This window comes from Mycobacterium sp. IDUB_24, assembly GCF_055419385.1.
On sequence record NZ_JBVAXO010000002.1, the window covers coordinates 924,006 to 940,478 of the forward strand.

The following is a 16,473-nucleotide window of genomic DNA, read 5'->3' on the forward strand; positions in this document are numbered from 1 at the left end:
GTTTCACCACCAACCGGTAGCAACCGCCATCTGACGGCCGAGTTCACCTGTCATCGTGCGCATGTAGGTCGTGGAGAGATGGTGGGAATCGTGGTACAGCAACACATTTCCCTCCACCACGCGGCAATAGTCCTTACGGCACACTGCATCGCTCATGTCGAGTGGCTTGAGCAGTGGAAACCTCCCGACGAAATCCAGCGTGGGGTTGTGGTCGGAGAGTACCTTGGACCGGTCGATGCCGCAGGAGATGGCATCGCCACCATTGGCCAGGCAGTCGTACGGGAAGTACGGCTTACCGTTTCGCGTGAGCCACGGCGTATCGCGCATCGCGAGGATGGGAATGTTGTTCTCGGAGAGGGTTTCCCAGATGCCGATGTAGGTGCCGGGCATCACGTCGCCGGGCTTGATGTTCCACGGGCGGGTCGAGGTGGTGAAAACGAAGCTGGGGCGATCGGCGATGAGCTGGGACATCACCTTCTCGTTCCACTCACGGCATTTCGGGTACGGGCGGTTGTCGCCCATTACGAGTGGGTTCTCCTCCGTGGTCAGCGGACAACCCATCTTCAGGTAGGTGACCACCTTGAAGTTGTGGAGGCGACCCAGCAGATCCAGCGCGGTGATCCAGTGCTCGGCATGCGATCCGCCTGCCACCGCGACCGTCCGCGGCGAGTCCTTGTCACCGTAGGTGCAGTTGATCACGTCGGTGTTGCCGAAATCGCTGATGCAGCCGTCGGTCGTGGACGCGGGCAGATCGTCCTTGGCCTCCAAGACCGTCGGACGCATCGGCAGCTTGGGCACCCGGGCATGCTCGATGAGCGCGCGGGCTCCCGGGTAGTCGCGGGCCGACAGCCCGGACAGTTCCTTGCCGTTGGCGCGCTGCACGGTGACGTGCTCGCGCCAGGTGAACGAGGTGGCCGTCAACGCGACGCCGAGCAGTCCGACGATGGAGCCGAGAACGATGGTGGGCCGGCGCAACCGGACGCGGAGTGGGACGGCGGGCAGGGAGGCAGTCGGCGCGGTGTCCTTTGATTTCTGCGGGCGCAGCGGATCCTCGATGTAGCGGGTGGTGAGCCAGGCCAGGACACCCGAGACCAGAAGCACGATCGTGCCCTCGAGAAAGTTGGCGTGGGCGTGGCCCGAGTAGGACAGCCAGAAGATCAGCAGCGGCCAGTGCCACAGGTAGAGGGAGTAGGCCATCGAGCCCAGTGACACGAACGGTTTGGTCGCCAGCATCCGGTTGGGCGCGGGCAGCCGCTCGGCCGTATTCGGATCGTCCATCCGGTTGGCGGCGGTGAGGATGAAGATGACGGTGGCTCCGACCGGAACCAGCGCCCAGGGGCCGGGGAATTCCTTGACGCCGTCGATCAACCAACCGCACGACAGGATGGCGGCCAGTGACACCGTGGCCAGAATCGTGCGCAGCCACATCGGCCAGCGGACGGCCGGTACCAGTGCGCCGGCGAGTGCGCCCGCCAGCAGCTCCCAGCCGCGCGCGAAGCTGTTGTAATAGGCCGTGGCCTGATCGTTGTTGTGCGCGATGATCGCGTACACGAACGATGCGATGGTCAGCGCGCCCAGTAACACGATGAACGCGGTCCGCAGGTGCCGGCCGAACATCCGGCGGCCCAGGAAAGCGAACCCGAAGACCAACGCCAGGAACGCCACATAGAACTGCCCCTGAACCGACATCGACCAGATGTGCTGCAGCGGACTGACCGCCTCACCGGCGCGAAGGTAATCGGCGGCGGTGTTGGCCAATTCCCAGTTCTGGTAGTAGCCCAGGCTTGCCAGGCTTTGGTCAGCAAACGCTTCCCATCGCGTCTCGGGCTGCACCAGGATGGTCAGTACCGCGCCTGCGGCAAGCACCACGACCAGGGCGGGCAACAACCGTCGCACCAGTCGGACCACTTCGGGCAGGACCAACAGCGGCGCCTCCGGGTTGAGGGCGATGCGCAGCATCTTGCCGCCGAAAAAGAATCCGGACAGTGCCAGGAAAACGTCGACACCACCGGAAACCCGGCCGAACCAGATGTGGAACATCGCGACCAGGGCGATGGCGATACCACGCAGTCCGTCCAGATCATGGCGGTAGAAGCCCGATTTTCGGGTGCCCATGACGGCGTGCGGAACGGAACCGGATTCGGTGCCGGGCTCCGTCCGGGGGGCGTCAAGGGTTTTCATGGTCGAGGCCAATTTACCTAACATCGGCCTGCCGCTCACATTTCGGATGCGTGCGTCACACCCTGTGAGCAAAGAGCTAGGCTGCCCGACTGTGGCTGAGCTGACCCCGGCGCAGATCAGCGCCATTGACGCGGCCCACATCTGGCACCCCTACAGCGCCATGGACGCGGACGCATTGCCGCCCGTGGTTGCGGTCGGGGCCAAGGGCGCGTGGCTGACTGTGATCGACCCTACCGACGGCGCACCGATCGAGGTTCTCGATGCGATGGCGTCCTGGTGGACGGCCGTGCACGGACACGGACATCCGGTGTTGGACCGTGCGATCAACAACCAGCTCGCCACCATGAACCACGTCATGTTCGGCGGCCTGACACATGAGCCGGCTGCACGGCTGGCCCAGCTGCTGGTCGAGCTGACCCCCGCGCCCCTGGAGACCGTGTTCTTCAGCGATTCCGGGTCGGTGTCGGTCGAGGTGGCCGTCAAGATGGCGCTCCAGTACTGGCGCAGCCTGGGCCGGGGCTCGAAACACCGCCTGATGACCTGGCGCGGCGGCTATCACGGCGACACGTTCACCCCGATGAGCGTGTGCGATCCCGACGGCGGCATGCACTCCCTCTGGACTGACGTCCTGGTGTCTCAAATTTTCGCGCCGCCGGTACCCGCCGACTACCAGCTGTCCTACATCGAGGCGTTCGAGCGGCAGCTGGCCGAGCACGCCGATGAGCTCGCCGCCGTGATCGTCGAACCCGTCGTGCAGGGTGCCGGAGGAATGCGTTTTCATGACCCGCGCTACCTCGCGGACCTGCGCGCGATCTGCGATCGCCACGATGTGCTGCTGATCTTCGACGAGATCGCCACCGGATTCGGCCGCACCGGAAAGCTGTTCGCTGCCGAACACGCCGGCGTCAGCCCGGACATCATGTGCGTCGGCAAGGCGATGACCGGCGGTTACATCACCTTGGCCGCGACGCTGTGTACCCGCGAGGTCGCGCGGACGATCAGTGCAGGGGAGCCCGGCGCGCTCATGCACGGGCCGACGTTCATGGCCAACGCGCTGGCTTGCGCGGTCGGGGTAGCCGCGGTGGAACTGCTGGTCAGCGGTGATTGGTCGGCCCGGGTGTCCGAGATCGAGGTGGGCCTGCGGAAGGGGCTGGAGCCGGCCCGCGGATTGCCCGGTGTCGCCGATGTCCGGGTGCTCGGCGCCATCGGCGTGATCGAGATGAGTGAGCCGGTAGACATGCGGGTGGCGACGCTCGCGGCGCTGCGTCACGGGCTCTGGCTACGCCCCTTCGGCAAGCTGATCTATGCCATGCCACCGTTCATCTGCACCCCTGCGGAGGTGGAACAGATCACCGCGGGCATGGTCGGCGTGGCTCGTGCACTAACCTGAACGGTGTTCAATTGTCGGCCCGGCCGACGTGTTCAATTGTCGGCCCGGCCGACGTGTTCAATTGCCGCGAGGAGCAACCGTGACGCGCACCGATCTATCACCGCTGGCCTGGCTGGCCGATGTGGAAGCACAGCGCCGGCAGGCGGGGCTTCGTCGTGAGCTGCGTACCCGCCCGGCTGTGGCAACGGAACTGGATCTGGCCTCCAACGACTATCTCGGGCTGTCTCAACATCCCGAGGTGCTCGACGGGGGCATCGAAGCGTTGCGCACCTGGGGAGCCGGCGCCGGCGGATCGCGGCTGGTCACCGGAAACACCGAGTTGCACGAAGAGTTCGAGACCGCGCTGGCGACGTTCGTCGGTGCCGAGTCGGCATTGGTCTTCTCGTCGGGCTACACAGCGAACCTGGGCGCCGTTGTCGCGTTGTCCGGTCCGGGTTCGCTGCTGGTGTCCGACGCTCTGACCCACGCCTCTCTGGTTGATGCGTGTCGGCTGTCCCGTGCCCGGGTCAATGTCACTCCGCACCGTGACGTCGAAGCGGTGGAGGCCGTGCTCTCTGCACGTACCGAGAAACGTGCGGTGGTGCTGACCGAATCGGTGTTCAGCACAGACGGGGTGCTGGCGCCGCTGCGCGAGTTGCACGGGGTGTGCCGCCGCCACGGAGCACTGCTGCTGGTCGATGAGGCGCACGGGCTCGGCGTGCGCGGGCCGGGTGGGCAGGGTCTGCTGTACGAGGTCGGGCTGGCCGGGGCGCCGGACGTGGTGATGACGACGACGCTGTCGAAAGCGCTGGGCAGCCAGGGCGGAGTGGTGCTCGGCCCGGAGGCGGTGCGCGCGCACCTGATCGATGCGGCACGCCCGTTCATCTTCGACACCGGACTGGCGCCGGCGGCCGTCGGTGCGGCCTTGGCTGCGCTGCGGGTACTGATCGCCGAGCCCCGGCGGGCGCAGGCCGTGCTGGACCACGCCGCCGAGCTGGCCCGGATTTCCGGTGGCACCGCGGTGCCCGATTCTGCGGTGGTCTCGGTGATCCTCGGCGAGCCGGAGGTCGCGGTGGCTGCGGCCGCCGCCTGCCTGGAGCGCGGCGTCCGGGTGGGATGTTTCCGTCCGCCGACGGTTCCCGAGGGAACCTCGCGGCTGCGTCTGACCGCCAGAGCCTCGCTGACCGCCGACGAGATGAGCTTGGCCCGTCAGGTGCTGACCGAAGTCCTGTCCGGGGCCCGGTTGTGAGCACGCTGGTCGTCACCGGAACCGACACCGGCGTCGGAAAGACGGTGACGACCGCCGCGTTGGCTTGCGCGGCCCGGCTGGCCGGGATCGAGGTCGCGGTGTGCAAGCCGGTACAGACCGGCACTGCCGACGGTGACAACGACCTCGCTGAGGTGAACCGGCTGTCCGGCGTGGCGAACTTGCATGGGGGATGGCGCTATCCGGAGCCGCTGGCGCCGGCGGCGGCCGCGCAGCGTGCCGGACTTCCGTTGCCGACGAGTGCCGAGCTGGTGGGGGCGGTGCGTGACGCCGAGGTTGCCGACGGGCTGACTCTGGTCGAGGGCGCCGGTGGCCTTCTGGTCGAGTTGGGCGCCGACGGTGTCACGCTGCGTGACGTGGCCTCCGAGCTCTCCGCTGCCGTCCTGGTGGTTGTGTCCGCGGGGTTGGGAACGCTCAACCACACCGCATTGACGTTGGAATCACTTGCTGGGCAGGGCATTACCTGCGCCGGTCTGGTCATCGGCGCGTGGCCCGAGAACCCCGGCGTGGCGGAGTCGGGCAACCGAGAATCGCTGGCGCAACTGGCGCCGCTGCGCGCGGTGCTGCCGGCGGGGGCAGGAACCGCCAGTGTGGCCGAGTTCGAGAAGATATGCGCCGAGGCGTTCGACCCGGACTGGCTGATCGGTCTGACCTGACGTGGTGCACTCCGTGGAGCTGGTGTTCGACCCCGATACCGAAGCCGTGGTCCGCGGCATCTGGGACACGTTGCGCAACAAGGATATTCCAAGCCAGGCGCCGGCCAGCCGGCCCCACGCGACGCTGACTGTCGCACAGCACATCGATACCGGGGCCGATGCCGTGCTCACCGAACTCGTCGACCGGTTCCCGCTGCCGTGCCGCCTCGGCGCGACGCTGATCTTCGGGCACTCGGCCGGAGTATTGGCGCGACTGCTGGTCCCGACGGATGAGCTGCTCGAAATCCAGGCCGAGGCGTATCGGCGGTGCCTGCCGTTCATGGACCCGGCTCCGATGCCGCACACCGAACCGGGGAACTGGACCCCACACGTCACACTGGCCCGGCGGATCGCGCCGGCAAGTCTGTCCACGGCCGTGCGGATCGCCGGACGGCCCGCAGAGATCGTCGGCCAGGTCACCGGACTACGGCACTGGGATGGCGACGAACGCGTCGAATACGCGATTGGCTGACGGGACGGTCAGCTCCGGCCGCGCTGCAGGATGTCGGGTCCGGCGCTGAGCGTGCTCGTACCGCGCACCGCCAATCCGTCGACCAGCAACTGCAGGCCGAACGCGAACTGCCGTGACGTGTCGCGGTGAATCACCGACTGATCGTCGACCAGTGCTCCGGCGGCGTCCCACTGCAGCCGGGACTGCTCGTCGGCCGTGAAGCCCAGCACGTAATAGAGCACCGTCCTCGCGGCCAACTCGTCGTCGGGTGACATCACGCCGGCACGCTGGGCGGCCTCGGCAAGCTGTGTGACGATTCCACCGACGATCTGGGATTGCCCGGCCGCGAAGCTGGACGACACCAACTCGGCTCCGTCGGTGTGTGACAGCAGCGCGTCACGTAACGCCACACAGATCTGGTGGATCCGGCTCGGCCACGCTGTGGTGTTGTCCTCGACGCCGACGGGCTGCAGGATGCGGTCGGCGACCGCGCCGAGCAGTTCCTGTTTGTTGGCGAAATGCCAGTACAAAGCACCCGGGCTGACGTTGAGCTCACGGGCCAGGCGCCGCATCGTCAGATCGGCGATGCCGTAATTGTCGAGGATGGCCGTCGCCGCATCCACCACGTCGGGTTTGTGGAGTTGCACACCGTTACCCTAGCCTGAACGGTGTTCAAGTGTCGGCCCGCCGACGTGTTCAAGTGTCGGCCCGCCGACGTGTTCAAGTGTCGGCCCGCCGACCACATGATCCACAGGAGGACATTTCGTGACGCAGGCAGCCGTGGACGTATTGGGCGTAGCTCGCGAGCAGGTTCTGGAGCGTGGCGTCGGCCTCGACAAAGACCAGACCCTGCAGGTGCTGCAGCTCCCCGACGACCAACTCGAAGAGCTGCTCGCCCTGGCCCATGAGGTCCGGATGAAGTGGTGTGGCCCCGAGGTCGAGGTCGAGGGCATCATCAGCCTCAAGACCGGCGGCTGCCCGGAGGACTGCCACTTCTGTTCGCAGTCGGGTCTGTTCGCCTCACCGGTGCGCAGCGCCTGGCTCGACATCCCCAGCCTGGTCGAGGCGGCCAAGCAGACGGCCAAAACCGGTGCCACCGAGTTCTGCATCGTTGCCGCTGTGCGCGGTCCCGACGAGCGGCTGCTGGCCCAGGTGGCCGCAGGTATCGAGGCGATCCGCAACGAGGTCGACATCCAGATCGCGTGCTCGCTGGGCATGCTGACCCAGGAGCAGGTGGACCGCCTCAAGGACATGGGCGTGCACCGCTACAACCACAACCTGGAGACCGCGCAGTCGTATTTCCCCAACGTCGTCACCACCCACTCGTGGGAGGAGCGCTGGGGCACGCTGGAGATGGTGCGCGAGGCCGGCATGGAGGTCTGCTGCGGCGGCATCCTCGGCATGGGAGAAACGCTCGAACAGCGTGCCGAGTTCGCCGCCAACCTGGCCGAGCTGAACCCGCACGAGGTGCCGCTGAACTTCCTCAACCCGCGCCCGGGCACGCCCTTCGGCGATCTGGAGGTGCTGCCGGCGTCGGAGGCGCTCAAGGCCGTCGCCGCGTTCCGCCTGGCTCTGCCGCGCACCATGCTGCGTTTCGCCGGTGGCCGTGAGATCACCCTCGGTGACCTCGGCGCCAAGCAGGGCATCCTGGGCGGCATCAATGCCGTCATCGTCGGCAACTACCTGACCACGTTGGGCCGCCCGGCCGAGTCGGACCTGGAACTGCTCGACGATCTGCAGATGCCCATCAAGGCGCTGAACGCCAGCCTGTAGAACTGGTGGTGATGGTTCAAGACTTGCCCGCGCCCGTCGGCGCCGGCCTATACAACGTCTACACCGGGGTCCAGGCGGACGCGGCGGACGGGAACGTCGTCCCCACCGCCGCCCAGCTCGGCCTTGAACCGCCCCGGTTCTGTGCCGAGTGCGGTCGCCGGATGATCGTCCAGGTGCGGCCGACTGGGTGGTGGGCCAAGTGTTCGCGGCATGGGCAGGTTGATTCGATGGACCTGGATACGCGGCGATGAGCCTCTCGGGCGAAGAGCAGAAGGCACCGATGAGCCTCTCGGGCGAAGAGCAGAAGGCACCGATGAGCCTCTCGGGCGAAGAGCGGGTTGCCCCGGCCGGTCCGGTTCCCGCTAATTTCCCTGGCGCACCCCGTGTTTCGCGGGGACGGGCAGTGCTAATCGTGATGGTCGCCCTCGCGGTGGCGGGTGTGGTGCTCGGCGCGCTGTGGGCTTGGCTGGCCCCAGGTGTGCACGGGGTGGTCGCGTTGACCCGCAGCGGTGAGCGGGTGCACGCCTATCTCGGCAGCGAATCCGACCATTTCTTCACGTCGGCATTCATGTTCGTCGGCATGCTCGTCGTGCTGGCAGTCGTGGCCGCGGTGGCGCTGTGGCAGTGGGCCCCGCATCGCGGGCCGGTTCTGGTCGCTGCATTGGGCGCCGGTTGTGCGTTGGCCACCGGGGCCGCTGCCGGCGTCGGTGTGGCGCTGGCTCACGTGCGGTTCGGCTCGCTCGACATCGCGGGTGCGCCAGTCACCCCCGAACACCGGGTCCACTATGTGGTGGAGGCGGCGTCGGTTTTCTTCGGGCACACGCCGCTGCAGATTGCGGGCACGATCCTGTTCCCGGCGGCCGCGGCGGCCATGGTCTACGCGCTGATCGCGGTCTCGACGGTGCGCGACGATCTGGGCGCTTGGCCTCCGGTACAGACGCCGACCTATCCGGTGATCCCGCCGGTGGTCAGTCCGCCGGGCGCCTGACGGCTGCTGGTTCGAAAAGCTCGACGGGATTGCCGTCGGGGTCGTCGACCTGGATCTGGCGTCCGCCGGGGCCCGTCTCGACTAAGTTGCGAAACGCGACGTCGGCGCCGCGCAACTCGGTGACGGCAGCGTCGAGGTCATCGACCTCGAGCACGAATCGGTTGAAGCCCCCAGAGATCTGTGGAGTCCCGTCAGGCAGTTGACGTGCGCCCGAGCTGCCCGGCCCGCTCAAGAACAGGGTGAGATTGCCGTTGACCACGGACGCGAAGGCCGGTCCTCCGCGGAGGGCGACATCAAACCCTAGGTGCTCGGTGTAGAAGGCGATCGCGCGCTCGACGTCGGTGACCTGGTAGCGGACCGCCCCGGTGCGGTAAGTGATGTGTCCAGACATGACCGCAGTCTGCCGAACTTCGCGGCCGATGTATTGAACGAAATTGACCTACGGCCTGAGCGCGATGTGGTCGTCCTTCGCCACATATCGACTTTGGCGTAGTTGCTCCCCGGGAGTCATTCCGGAGAATTCCTGGAACTCGCGGATCATGTGGGGCTGGTCGGCGTATCCGTGGTCGATGGCGAAGATAGGCCAGTCCGGCGGGGACACCGCTGATGAGATGGCGTCGTGTGCGCGCCGGAACCGTTGCAGGCGGGCGAACCGCTTGGGCGGCATGCCGACCTGGGTGGTGAACAGCTGGATCAGCCGGCGGTGGCTGAAGCCCACTTCGCGCGCGAGCGTTGCGATCGAGGGCTGGCGGCTGTGGCTGAGCGCGTTGACGGCGAAGGCCACTTCACGTGTCAGTGCGCCGCCACCGCGTAATCGGGTGAGCAATGCCCGTTCGAGCACGGCAAAACGTTGTGTGACCGACTTGTTCTCGCAGATCTCGGCGCGGAGGTCGCGGGCTGCGCTGTTCCACAACGCGTCGAGATCGACATGCGACCCGAGCAGTTCGTGCGATGCGACTCCGAGGGCTGTACGGACACCGCCGGTCCTGAAATGCACCCCCACCATGGCGGTGTGTTCGCGTGGGTCGATATCGAACGGCCTGGTGTAAGGACCTGAGACCACGGTTCCCGAAAGGCGTTGTGATACTTGATGGTTCGTGATGGCGATGACGTCAGTACCGAGATTGATGACCAATTCGGCCGTCCCGGTGGGCAAGATCCGTTCGGCCGAGTACGTCGGTCCGTCCGCAATGCACCACAGGTGGTCGGCGCTGTCGCGCAAGGCCACCGTCGGGGGCTGACGGATGTAACGCATCTACCCCCATTCTGCCAGCCTTTCGGCAGATCAGAGCGGGCGTCGCTGAACCGTCCGGCCCAGGGCGACCTTGGTGGCTATTCCGGCCAATCGGGCCATACCCATGTAGGTGATCGGGTTGAGCAGCGCCGGCCACTTGGACCGCACGATGTTGGCGGTCAACGGGCGGTCGGCAAACCGGTCGGTCAGCCAACGCAGCGCCATCGGTGCCGAGAACGGGTGCAGCAGAAGGTGTTCGCTGAACATGTCGCGGTGGTAGGTCACGTCGGCGCCGCCGGCCAGATAGGTGTAGGCGAGTTCGTCGATGTCGTCGACCGAGATGATCTCGTCGTGCACCGCTTGCACGATCAGAACCGGCGGGACGGGCACGGCCACGCCGAGTTTGGTGTCCTGGAACACCTCGGTGACCTCGGGCCCGTCGAGGATCTCTTCCAGAGGCAGGTCGACCAGGTCGGCCATATCGGTGCGGAACATCCGCACGATGGCCTCCACGGTGGTCATCCGGTGCAGCCGATCGAGGACTTTGCGTCCCTCGGTGGTGGCGTGCTCGGCGATGACGCGGTTGAGGTTGGGGTAGATGTCGGCGAGGGCGGCCACCACGAGTGCCGGGAGCCCGGAGAACACGGTGCCGTTGAGCCGGCGGAAGGTGTTTCCGAGGTTGCCGACGGGGGAGCCGAGGACGGCGCCGACGATGTTGAGTTCAGGGGCATAGCTGCCGGCCAACTCGGCGGCCCAGGCGCTGGCCAGACCGCCGCCGGAGTATCCCCACAGACCGATGCGCGTCGATGGTGACAACGACAGCTGTTCGGTGTTGATCGCTGCCCGCAGTCCGTCGAGTACTCGATAGCCGGGCTCGTAGGGCGCGCCCCACATGCCGTTGACGCCCTCGTGGTCGGGCACCGAGACCGCCCAGCCCTCGGCCAGGGCGGCCGAGATCAGCAGAAATTCGAGTTGGGCCAGGGAACCGGTGGCCTTGGCGTGGTGGCGCAGCGCGTAGGACGGGAAGCACCGGGCCGAGATGGCGTCGATCGCGCACTGGTAGGACACCACCGGGCAGTCCGGGGCGGCGTCGACCGGGACGATGACGGTGGTGGCGGCGGCTTCGGGGATGCCGTTGCGGTCGGTGGAGCGGTACAGCAGCTGTGTTGCCTGCAGGCGCTGCGGGATCAGGCCCAGAAAGGCCAGCTCGACGTCGCGGCTGCGCAGGACGGTGCCTGGTACGGCGTGCTGGAACCCCGCCGGCGGGTCGTAGAACGGATCCTTGTGGGGGAGCAGGGGGCGAGCGGTCGGGTCGAGATCCTCGTGAGGTGCTCGACCGATCCATTCGGCTCTGGTGGCGGTGGCCGCGCTGCCCAAGTCCATCAGGGCATTGTTACTTAAGGAGGGTCTAAGAAGCCAGCCGACTCACCCAGGCGGGCGCAGTGCGGCGAATTCGTCGGTGACGCGGTACCGGGATTCGGTGAAGCGGTAGAGCGCTGCGGGGCGTCCGCCGCTGCGGCCCGATCGAGCGGTGGTGCCCGTGCGGGTGATGACATTGCGGCGTTCTAGGACTCGCTGCAGGTTAGTCGCGTCGACCTGATAGTCGAGCGCGGCGCTGTAGATGTCCCGCAGCGTGGACAGGGCGAATTCTTTTGGTGCCAAAGCGAATCCGATGTTGGTATACGACATCTTGGCCACGAGCCGGTTGCGCGCGTGCTCGACCATCGGCGCGTGGTCGAAGGCCATCGGGGGCAGGTCGCTGACCGGATGCCACCGGGTGTCCGGCGGTAGGGCTGGGGTCGAGGGGGAGGGCATCAGGCCCAGGAATGTGGATGCGATGGTGCGCACGCCAGGAACCCGATGTGGATCGGAGAACACGGCCAGTTGTTCGAGGTGGGCAAGTTCACGCAGGTCGACCTTCTCTGCCAGCTGACGCCGAACCGAGCTGATCAGGTCCTCGTCGTCCTCCAGTTGACCGCCCGGCAGCGACCATTTGCCCCGCTCCGGGTCCAGTGCCCGCTGCCATAACAGCACGTTGAGGGCGGGTTGCCGGGTGTCGAGACCGCGAACCTGGAACACAGCGGCGAGTACTTCGTGCGCGGTGTTACGATGTGGCATGTTTTCGATTATAAGTCGAAAACCTGACGTAGTGGAGGAGGTCGGCGTGACCGCTCTCAATGACACCCTCTCGGGGGGCTTGGCAGAACAGATCGTCGATGGTCCCGGTGGCTATTCCGGCGTTGACGGCGACGAGCAATGGGCCGCTGAGATCCGCCGGTTGGCCGACCTGCGCGGCGCGACGCTGCTGGCGCACAACTACCAGCTGCCGGCCATCCAGGACGTCGCCGACCACGTCGGCGATTCCCTGGCGCTCTCGCGCATCGCCGCCGAGGCCCCCGAAGACACCATCGTGTTCTGTGGTGTCCACTTCATGGCCGAGACGGCCAAGATCCTCAGCCCTGACAAGACGGTGCTGATCCCGGACCAGCGGGCTGGTTGCTCACTGGCCGATTCGATCACCGCCGACGAACTGCAGGAGTGGAAGGACGAGCACCCGGGCGCGGTCGTCGTGTCCTACGTCAACACCACCGCAGCGGTGAAGGCGCTGACAGACATCTGCTGCACGTCGTCGAATGCCGTCGAGGTCGTGGCGTCCATCCCCGAGGACCGTGAGGTGCTGTTCTGCCCGGATCAGTTCCTGGGAGCGCACGTGCGTCGCGTCACCGGCCGCAAGAACCTGCATGTCTGGGCCGGCGAATGCCACGTGCACGCCGGGATCAACGGCGACGAGTTGGCGGCCCAGGCGCGGTCACACCCCGACGCCGAACTCTTCGTGCACCCCGAATGCGGTTGTGCCACCTCGGCGCTCTACCTGGCGGGTGAGGGCGCGGTTCCCGAGGATCGGGTGAAGATCCTGTCCACCGGTGGCATGCTCGACGCGGCGCGGCAGACCCGGGCGAAGCAGGTTCTCGTCGCCACCGAGGTCGGCATGCTGCACCAGTTGCGCCGGGCCGCACCGGAAGTCGACTTCCTGGCCGTCAACGACCGGGCTTCGTGCAGCTACATGAAGATGATCACTCCGGCCGCGCTGCTGCGCTGCCTGATCGAGGGTGCCGACGAGGTGCATGTCGATCCTGAAACCGCCCGGCTGGGTCGTGCCAGCGTGCAGCGGATGATAGCGATTGGTCAGCCCGGCGGCGGCGAATGACTCCGACGGGCAGCGCCCGGGGACCGAGCCGCTTCGCCTGCGGCAGTTCGACGCTGTGGCAGCAGCGTGCTGACGTCGTTGTGGTCGGCACCGGTGTCGCCGGACTGGTGGCGGCCTTGGCGGCGCATCGCCGTGGCCGCCGGGTGGTGGTTTTGAGCAAGGCCCGTGAGACGGCGACTTTTCATGCCCAGGGCGGGATCGCCGTGGTTCTGCCGCACACCGACGACTCGGTCGAGGCCCATGTCGCGGACACCGTTGCCGCCGGTGGTGGCCTGTGCGATCCGGACGCCGTGCGCTCGATCGTCGCGGCGGGGTACGGCGCGGTAGCCGATCTGGTGACCGACGGCGCCCAGTTCGACGAGACCGCTCCCGGGCGCTGGGCATTGACGCGAGAGGGCGGGCACACCCGACGCCGGATCATTCACGCCGGCGGCGACGCGACCGGGGCCGAGGTGCAGCGGGCGCTCGATTCGGCGGCGGCCGAACTCGACATCCGACGTGACCATGTGGCGTACGAGGTCCTGCGCGACGACAGTGGCGTGACCGGAGTGCTGGTCCACAACGAGGACGGCCTGGGCATCGTGCACGCACCGTCGGTCATCCTGGCCACCGGCGGCCTCGGTCACGTGTACCAGGCGACCACGAACCCCAGTGGCTCGACCGGCGACGGCATCGCACTGGCTTTGTGGGCCGGCGTTGCGGTCCGCGACATCGAGTTCGTCCAGTTCCACCCGACGATGCTGTACGCCGCGAACAGTGGTGGCCGGCGGCCGCTCATCACCGAAGCGCTTCGCGGTGAAGGCGCCATACTCATTGATTCGCACGGTAATTCAGTCACCGACGGGGTGCACCCGATGGGGGACCTGGCCCCGCGCGACGTTGTTGCCGCGGCCGTCAACGCCCGGCTGAGCGTCACCGGTGACCCGTGCGTGTACCTGGACGCCCGGGGTGTGGCCCAGTTCGCCAATCGGTTTCCTACGGTGGCGGCGGCTTGCGCGGCAGCCGGCGTCGACCCGACCCGCCAACCCATCCCGGTCGTGCCCGGTGCGCATTACAGCTGTGGCGGCGTGGTGACCGACGTGCACGGACGTACCGAACTGCCGGGTCTTTTCGCCGCGGGCGAAGTAGCCCGAACGGGGATGCACGGGGCCAATCGGTTGGCCTCCAACAGCCTTCTGGAAGGGCTGGTCGTCGGCGGCCGGGCCGGCCGGGCGGCTGCCGAGCACGCGAGTACCGCGGGCTCGGTGCGGGCGCAGGCACCGCTGGACCGCCGCCATGATTTTGTTGACCGAGATGTCCTGCAGCGCAACATGTCCGAGTGTGCCTCGGTGGTGCGCGACGCCGAGGGGCTGCGCCGTCTCGACGGAATCCTGTCCGACGCGGGATCCGTACAGCCCGCCACTCGCCACAGCTTCGAGGATGCGGCCCTCACCGCAACCGCACAGGCGATTGCCGTCTCAGCCCTGGCCCGCACCGAGAGCCGGGGTTGCCACCATCGTGGCGATCATCCCGAAACCGATCCCGCTCAGGAGCATTCTGTGACGATTCGTGCCGTAGCCGGCCGTCCTGCCCTCGACGCCCCAACGGCGGTGTGCTGATGGCACTTTCGGATTCCGAGTTGGCTGAGGCCCAGGCCACGATCGCGCGGGCACTCGAAGAGGACTTGCGCTACGGCCCCGATGTCACGACCCTTGCCACCGTGGCCGCCGATGCGATGACCACAGCGTCGGTGGTGAACCGAGAGCCGGGCGTGGCCGCGGGTGTCGACATCGCCCTGCTGGTCCTCGACGAGGTACTCGGTGCCGACGGCTACCGGGTGATCGACCGCGTCGAGGACGGTGTCCGGTTGGACGCCCGTTCGGCGATCCTGACCGTCGAGGCGCCGACCCGGGGTCTGCTGACCGCCGAGCGCACCATGCTGAACCTGATGTGTCACCTGTCAGGAATCGCCACCGCGACCGCGGCCTGGGTCGACGCGGTGGCCGGCACCCACGCCAAGATCCGCGATACGCGCAAGACGCTGCCGGGTATGCGGGCACTGCAGAAGTACGCGGTGCGCGTCGGCGGCGGCGTCAACCACCGAATGGGACTCGGCGACGCGGCACTGATCAAGGACAACCACGTCGCCGCGGCAGGGTCGGTCCTGGCTGCGCTCAAGGCCGTCCGGGCCGAGGCTCCGGACCTGCCGTGCGAGGTCGAAGTGGATTCCCTCGAGCAACTCGACGACGTGCTCGCCGCCGACGTGGAGCTGGTGCTCCTCGATAATTTCCCGGTCTGGCAGACCCAGATCGCGGTTCAGCGCCGGGACACGCGCTCGCCCAAGACACTGCTGGAATCTTCGGGAGGCCTGTCCCTGGACAGCGCTGCCGAGTACGCGGGCACCGGGGTCGACTACCTGGCGATCGGCGCTCTCACCCATTCGGTGCGGGTGCTCGACATCGGTCTCGACACCTAACGAGGGGACACCGGGCGCAATTCGCGCCGAACCGCGGTCGGCGTGTAGCCGGTGTGCTGGCGCACTGTCCGGCACAAATGCGCCTGATCGGCGAAGCCCAGCCCGGCGGCGACGTCGGCCATTGTGGACTCACCGCGTTGCAGCAAGTCGAGGGCCTTTCCGACCCGCACCCGGTTGCGATACCGCGTCACCGAGATTCCGAGTTCATTGCTGAACGATCGGCTCAGCCGGTACGCGGAGACCCCGAGAGCACCGGCAAGGGAGAACAGTCCCGCGGCTGTGTCATCGTCCTGCCTGATGGCGTCGCGCGCCTGAGCCACCATCCGACGGTCGGCGGGCCGACCCGGCGCATCGGCGGCCGGCACCGGTCGTTGCGCGGCGGCGCGCAGCGCTGTGCCCACGAGTTGCACCAGGTTCTCGGCAAGTTCGTAATCGGGATCGTGTTGATGGCTGGCCAGCAACCGTCGATGCGTCAATTCCAGCCGGGCGTCCACATACACCGCAGCGGGCCCCGCCCGTCCCGGATCGCCGGCGAGCTGCCACCAGTTCTGGGCGTTGAGCTGTACTGACGTGCACGCGTCGCCCCCGTGCGGATGTGCGAACTGCTCGCTTTCACCGGGCTCGCCGAGGTAGCCCAGCGTTGCATCGTGCTCCACCGGATCGCCGGATCCGCGGCGGCGAAAGCCTCCCGAACGCACCAGCACGAACCGTCCGTCGACGGGGCACTCGGGCTCGGACCAGTCAGCACCACCGCCGGTGCAGTTCCACGTCGCGACGCTGAAATCAGGTCGCGCGATCAGGGTCTCGGCGGTCAACACCTCTTGCACGGTAGCCGTCGGGACCGACAGTCCG

General features: G+C 67.3%; 17 protein-coding genes. 10 read left to right on the forward strand and 7 right to left on the reverse strand.

All coding sequences use genetic code 11. The features are described from left to right. Positions 1 to 3 precede the first annotated feature (3 nt). Positions 4 to 2,181, reverse strand: a complete 2,178-nt coding sequence (locus tag ACZYZF_RS12100) for an acyltransferase family protein (protein WP_463745885.1) — start codon at positions 2,179 to 2,181, stop codon at positions 4 to 6. A gap of 91 nt (positions 2,182 to 2,272) precedes the next feature. Here ACZYZF_RS12100 and ACZYZF_RS12105 point away from each other — a divergent pair, with 91 nt between their 5' ends. From ACZYZF_RS12105 to ACZYZF_RS12120, 4 genes are all read left to right on the forward strand, one after another. After that, positions 2,273 to 3,571: an adenosylmethionine--8-amino-7-oxononanoate transaminase gene (locus tag ACZYZF_RS12105; protein ID WP_463745886.1), complete on the forward strand. Its 1,299-nt coding sequence runs from the start codon at positions 2,273 to 2,275 to the stop codon at positions 3,569 to 3,571. A 79-nt stretch (positions 3,572 to 3,650) separates the two neighbouring features. Further along, entirely contained in the window at positions 3,651 to 4,799 is a 1,149-nt protein-coding gene (locus ACZYZF_RS12110) for an 8-amino-7-oxononanoate synthase (RefSeq protein WP_463745887.1), read from the forward strand. Next, complete coding sequence (bioD, locus tag ACZYZF_RS12115; RefSeq protein WP_463835807.1) at positions 4,796 to 5,473, forward strand: dethiobiotin synthase; 678 nt, start codon at positions 4,796 to 4,798, stop codon at positions 5,471 to 5,473. The genes ACZYZF_RS12110 and bioD overlap by 4 nt, the downstream gene beginning before the upstream one ends. A 1-nt stretch (position 5,474) precedes the next feature. Next, positions 5,475 to 5,984 (forward strand): 2'-5' RNA ligase family protein, encoded by a 510-nt coding sequence (locus ACZYZF_RS12120; protein ID WP_463745889.1) that lies wholly within the window; start codon positions 5,475 to 5,477, stop codon positions 5,982 to 5,984. Between the two features lie 8 nt (positions 5,985 to 5,992). Here the strand turns inward: ACZYZF_RS12120 and ACZYZF_RS12125 are convergent, their stop codons facing one another. Next, on the reverse strand, positions 5,993 to 6,610 hold the full coding sequence (locus ACZYZF_RS12125) for a TetR/AcrR family transcriptional regulator (RefSeq protein WP_463745890.1): 618 nt from the start codon (positions 6,608 to 6,610) through the stop codon (positions 5,993 to 5,995). A gap of 118 nt (positions 6,611 to 6,728) precedes the next feature. Between ACZYZF_RS12125 and bioB the strand changes: the two genes are divergently transcribed. The 3 genes from bioB to ACZYZF_RS12140 are packed head-to-tail and all read left to right on the forward strand — an operon-like array spanning position 6,729 to position 8,724. Continuing rightward, positions 6,729 to 7,736 (forward strand): biotin synthase BioB, encoded by a 1,008-nt coding sequence (gene bioB, locus ACZYZF_RS12130; protein WP_463745891.1) that lies wholly within the window; start codon positions 6,729 to 6,731, stop codon positions 7,734 to 7,736. An 11-nt stretch (positions 7,737 to 7,747) separates the two neighbouring features. After that, complete coding sequence (gene bsaP, locus ACZYZF_RS12135; RefSeq protein ID WP_064930455.1) at positions 7,748 to 7,987, forward strand: biotin synthase auxiliary protein BsaP; 240 nt, start codon at positions 7,748 to 7,750, stop codon at positions 7,985 to 7,987. After that, positions 7,984 to 8,724 (forward strand): DUF2567 domain-containing protein, encoded by a 741-nt coding sequence (locus ACZYZF_RS12140; RefSeq protein ID WP_463745892.1) that lies wholly within the window; start codon positions 7,984 to 7,986, stop codon positions 8,722 to 8,724. Before bsaP ends, ACZYZF_RS12140 begins: the two co-directional genes overlap by 4 nt. On the opposite strand, the gene ACZYZF_RS12145 is transcribed toward ACZYZF_RS12140, so the two are convergent. Genes ACZYZF_RS12145 through ACZYZF_RS12160 form a run of 4 tightly spaced genes read right to left on the reverse strand, consistent with a single transcriptional unit; the run spans position 8,705 to position 12,076 of the window. Further along, positions 8,705 to 9,115, reverse strand: coding sequence for a VOC family protein (locus ACZYZF_RS12145; RefSeq protein ID WP_463745893.1), 411 nt, complete (start codon positions 9,113 to 9,115; stop codon positions 8,705 to 8,707). The two genes, ACZYZF_RS12140 and ACZYZF_RS12145, sit on opposite strands and share 20 nt — an antisense overlap. Before the next feature lie 48 nt (positions 9,116 to 9,163). Beyond that, complete coding sequence (locus ACZYZF_RS12150) at positions 9,164 to 9,979, reverse strand: DUF6597 domain-containing transcriptional factor (protein ID WP_463835808.1); 816 nt, start codon at positions 9,977 to 9,979, stop codon at positions 9,164 to 9,166. Between the two features lie 30 nt (positions 9,980 to 10,009). Further along, on the reverse strand, positions 10,010 to 11,341 hold the full coding sequence (locus tag ACZYZF_RS12155) for a lipase family protein (RefSeq protein WP_463835809.1): 1,332 nt from the start codon (positions 11,339 to 11,341) through the stop codon (positions 10,010 to 10,012). Positions 11,342 to 11,383: 42 nt separating this feature from the next. Further along, positions 11,384 to 12,076: an NUDIX hydrolase gene (locus ACZYZF_RS12160; protein ID WP_463745895.1), complete on the reverse strand. Its 693-nt coding sequence runs from the start codon at positions 12,074 to 12,076 to the stop codon at positions 11,384 to 11,386. Between the two features lie 46 nt (positions 12,077 to 12,122). On the opposite strand from ACZYZF_RS12160, the gene nadA reads away from it, so the two are divergent. The 3 genes from nadA to nadC are packed head-to-tail and all read left to right on the forward strand — an operon-like array spanning position 12,123 to position 15,621. Then, entirely contained in the window at positions 12,123 to 13,166 is a 1,044-nt protein-coding gene (gene nadA / locus ACZYZF_RS12165) for a quinolinate synthase NadA (protein WP_463745896.1), read from the forward strand. Beyond that, positions 13,163 to 14,764 (forward strand): L-aspartate oxidase, encoded by a 1,602-nt coding sequence (locus ACZYZF_RS12170; RefSeq protein WP_463745897.1) that lies wholly within the window; start codon positions 13,163 to 13,165, stop codon positions 14,762 to 14,764. Before nadA ends, ACZYZF_RS12170 begins: the two co-directional genes overlap by 4 nt. Beyond that, positions 14,764 to 15,621, forward strand: coding sequence for a carboxylating nicotinate-nucleotide diphosphorylase (nadC, locus tag ACZYZF_RS12175; RefSeq protein ID WP_463745898.1), 858 nt, complete (start codon positions 14,764 to 14,766; stop codon positions 15,619 to 15,621). The genes ACZYZF_RS12170 and nadC overlap by 1 nt, the downstream gene beginning before the upstream one ends. Here nadC and ACZYZF_RS12180 read toward each other — a convergent pair. After that, positions 15,618 to 16,439, reverse strand: coding sequence for a helix-turn-helix domain-containing protein (locus ACZYZF_RS12180; RefSeq protein WP_463745899.1), 822 nt, complete (start codon positions 16,437 to 16,439; stop codon positions 15,618 to 15,620). The two genes, nadC and ACZYZF_RS12180, sit on opposite strands and share 4 nt — an antisense overlap. Between the last annotated feature and the right edge of the window lie 34 nt (positions 16,440 to 16,473).